This window comes from Mycobacterium sp. 2YAF39 (assembly GCF_052114565.1).
GTDB lineage: Bacteria > Actinomycetota > Actinomycetes > Mycobacteriales > Mycobacteriaceae > Mycobacterium.
Genome location: NZ_JBFREZ010000022.1, coordinates 1 through 4487, shown reverse-complemented (window position 1 = coordinate 4487; position 4487 = coordinate 1). Strand labels below are relative to the sequence as shown.

The window sequence follows — 4487 nt, the reverse complement described above, 5'->3', positions numbered from 1 at the left end:
TCTCCGCCGAGTTCGAAGAAGGAGTCGTCGATGCCGACCCGTTCGATACCGAGCACGTCGGCGTAGATCCCGGCGAGGATCTCCTCAGTGCGGGTGCTGGGAGCCCGGTAGGCACTGGCGGTGTACTCCGGTGTGGGCAACGCCCGGGTGTCGAGTTTCCCGTTGACCGTCAACGGCAACGCGTCGAGCACCACCACCGCAGCGGGCACCATATACGCCGGTAACCGCTCGGCCAGCGCGCCACGAATCGCGACCGCACGGGCCGTGCCGGTGACATACCCCACCAGGCGCTTATCACCGGGACGGTCCTCGCGGGCGATCACCACCGCCTGCTCCACACCCTCCACATCACCAAGAGCCGACTGGATCTCGCCCAGTTCGATGCGATACCCACGAACCTTGACCTGCTCATCAGCACGACCCAGATAATCCAACTGACCATCCGGGCGCCACCGCACCAGATCCCCCGTGCGATACATCCGTGTTCCCCGGCCCCCCGACCCCACGAACGGACACGCCACAAACCGCGACCCCGTCAACCCCGCACGACCCACATAACCGACACCCACCCCGGCRCCGGCCACATACAACTCCCCCACCACACCCGCAGGCACCGGCTGCAACCACTGATCCAGTACGAACAACGCCGCCGTCGACACCGGCGCACCGATCGACGGAGTCCCCGAACCCGGCGCCAACGGCGCACTCATCGACACATACACCGTGGCCTCGGTCGGACCGTAGGCATTGACCATCACCCGACCCGGCGCCCACCGACCCACCACCTCAGACGGACACGCCTCACCACCCACCAACAGCGCCACCGACTCCAAACCCTGCGGGTCCAACGCGGCCACCGCCGTCGGTGTCTGCGTCAACACATTCACCCGCTCGCCGACCACAGGAAGACCTTCGGGCGCCGACTCCACCAAATGCGCCACATTGCGATGCGTAATCGCCACACCCTTGGGCGTCCCAGTTGTACCCGAGGTGTACATGAGGTACGCGACATCATCCGGCGCCGGCCCCGGCAAAGCACTGACAGGCTGGGCGCCTACAGCGGGGTCGTCGATATCGACGACCAACACCGCTCTCGCGTCCACGCGCGACCGAAGACCCGCGGTCGTGATCACGGCAATCGGCGCGGCATCGGTCAACATGAACCCGATCCGCGCGTCGGGCAGCGCCGGGTCTATCGGCAGATACGCCGCACCCGACTTCAGCACCGCCAGAATCGCGACGATTGCCTCAGCTGAACGCGGCAACAACAACCCCACACAGTCACCCGGACCGATGCCGCAACCAACCAGCAGGTGCGCCAACTGATTCGACGCCTCATCCAGCTCGCGGTACGTCACCGAGTTGCCCTGGAAGCGGACCGCCACCGCCCCGTGCCCCGCCTCGACCTGGATGGCAAACAACGCCGGAACCGACACCGACACCGTTGCCTGGGCGCTCAATACTGCCCGGTTACCGACCCGATCGAGATGGATGTGGTCAGCGTCATCGAGCACATCGATCGACGACACCCGCCGGGACGGATCAGCGGTCATCCCCACCAATACCCGCTCCAGACGCCGAAGCAGCGTCTCGACACTGGCAGCATCAAACACATCGGTGTCGTATTCGACGCGAAGGCCTAGTTCCTCGCCCGGCTGAGCCTGCACCGAAAGCGGATAATGGTTGGATTCCCGCGCGGTGAACTCTGTCGCCGCCAGCTCATGGTCGCCGGCGAACTTGGTGGTGTCGACCGGATAGTTCTCGTAGACAAAGAGGGTGTCGAACAATCGATTCTGACCGGTGATGCGGTGGATCTCCGGTAGCGCCAGATGGTCGTGTTCGAGTACGGCGTTGTGCGCCTCTTGCAGCTGGCCCAGCAGCTCGGTGAAAGTGGTTGTGGCTGTGATGGTTGCGCGCACCGGAATGGTGTTGATCAGTAGGCCGACCATCGAGTCCGCGCCGGCCACGTCCGCGGGACGCCCCGAAGTCACTGTGCCGAAGGCGACGTCGCGCTGGCCGGTCAACCTCATCAGCAGGGCCGCCCACGCAGCGTGGAGCACGGTGCTGACCGTGGTGTGGCAGGAGCGCGCCAGCTCGCCGGCTGCTCGGGTTGTGTACTCAGGCACCCGAGCTTGCGCGACGCCGCGCCGCCCGATCTCCACCCAACCCGCTGGGACGACCAAGGTGGGGGTGTCGAACCCGGCCAACCTCTGACGCCATGCCACACGGGCACCCTCAACGTCTCGATCGGCCAGCCACCCAACGAATCTGCGGTACGGCACCGCCGCGGGTAGCCGTTGCCCGTAGTAGCTTGCGAATATCTCGCTCAACAGGATCGGAGTCGACCAGCCATCCATCACAATGTGGTGATTGGTGAGCACAAACCGGTACCGGTCGTGTGCGATGCGGACGAGCGCCGCCCGAAAAGCCGGTGACTGAGTCAGATCACACACCGCGTCCCGTTCGGCGGCGCACACTTCGTGGACTTGCTCCTCGACATCCACGCCTTCGGAATCCAGCTCGACGTAACGCCACGGCACCACAGGATCAGCGGGAATGATCTGCACGGGCTCACCGAACTCGGGGAAGAATCGAGCCGCCAGATTCGGATGGCGGTTGACGACGGCCTGCACCGCCGAGCGCAGCCGGTGCGGGTCAAGCGGACCGGTCACGGTGAAACTCAGCTGCACCGCGTACGCATCGCCGCCACTGGTCTGCCCGATGCCCGCGTGAAAGAGCAGCCCCTGCTGCACAGGCGTCAACGGCAACACGTCGGCGATATCGTATTGGGCCGTCAGCTCATCGATCTGCCTCTGGCTGAGTCGCGCGGGAACCAGATCGGACGGCGTGAGCCCCCCACCGCCGACGCGCACATGCGCACAGATGCCGGCCAACGCCTCGAACCACAACCGATTCAACCGATCGATCTGCTCGCGGTTGAGTATCGAAGGAGCCCATGTCCATTCGGCGTAAAGCCGCGGACCGGCGTCCGTGTCGACGGCGCTGGCATTGACTTCCACCGTGTGCCCGAGCGGCATAGGTATCGCCGCGATGGCGCTGGCCCACTCCAAGCCCTCCGGGCTGATCCGCCACATGTCGTCGGAGAGCTGGGTCGCCCCAGCACCCAGCCGACCGAGATAGTTGAACCCGATCGACGGATCTCGCGCATCGACGTCCAGCACCGGATTCAGATAGCGCAACAGGCCGTAGGTCAACGGATCTGGCTGGGCGCGCAGCTGTTCTTTGGCGTCCTTGAGCAGTTCGCCCAACGGGGCCTCGCCGGCCACCACATGCGACCAGTCCAGTCCAGCGACCCTCAACGCCACCGGGTACTTGGCGGTAAACCAGCCCACCGTACGCGACAGGTCGACATCGGGTGCCAGCTCCTCGTGGCGTCCATGGCCTTCAACATCAATGCCGATCGGCCCCTTGATGCTCAAGAATTCTGTGAAGGCCAGTCCGAACGCGATCAACAAAATGTCTTGCACCCCGGCATGAAACGCCGAAGGCACCTCACCCAGCAGCATCCGCGTGGTTTCGACATCCAGGGGCACCGAGAAGTGGCCCGCGCTGTCATGAACATCGACCTCTGGCTGCACCGGTCGCAACACCGCAGGCACCTGCGACACCCGCCGCCACGCGTCGGTCAGCTCGACGACGCCCGGGCTACGCGCATGCGCATCCAGCAACGCCGCCCAACGCTGGAACGAGGTTCCTCCCGCAGGGAGCTCCATCGTCTGCCCGTTATGGTGCTGGGCCCATGCGATGTTGATGTCTTCCACCAGGATTCGCCACGACACCGCGTCGACGGCCAGGTGGTGAATGATCAACGCCAACTGTCTGGTGTCAGGCACCCACAGCGCGCTGAGCATCGAACCTGCACCCGGGTTCAATCGTGAACGCGCCGCCGTCAAGACCTGATCCGACAATTCGTCCACGACGTGCACGCATCCGCGCGCGTCCACCGCCTCCGCTTCCGGCACCGACAACGCCCATCCCCCAGCGCCGTCATCATCGATGCACAGCCGCAACATGGCGTGTCGATCCAACAGCGCCTGCAGCACCACCAACACGTCGGCCTGGGCCACACCGGCCGGAGCCTGCACCACCAACGCCTGGTTGAACTCGCCGATCGGCCCTTCAATGCTGTGCAGCCAACGCATGATCGGCGTCGCGACGACGGGCCCCACACCCTCATCGACAGAACCGGTTTCGCCGTCGCTCACACCAACAACCCGAGCCAGCCCGGCCACCGTCTGCTCTATGAAGATATCGCGCGGCCGACAAGTCAGGCCTGCCGCGCGGGCGCGAGCCACCACCTGCATCGACAAAATGCTGTCTCCGCCGAGTTCGAAGAAGGAGTCGTCGATGCCGACCCGTTCGATACCGAGCACGTCGGCGTAGATCCCGGCGAGGATCTCCTCAGTGCGGGTGCTGGGAGCCCGGTAGGCACTGGCGGTGTACTCCGGTGTGGGCAACGCCCGGGT

Annotated in this window: 1 protein-coding gene; it reads right to left on the bottom strand. The window is 65.1% G+C overall.

Annotated elements, in window-relative coordinates; translation table 11 throughout:
- Nucleotides 1-4487: condensation domain-containing protein (locus tag AB4Z42_RS28265; protein ID WP_442012557.1), on the bottom strand; the 4487-nt coding region annotated here is incomplete at both ends.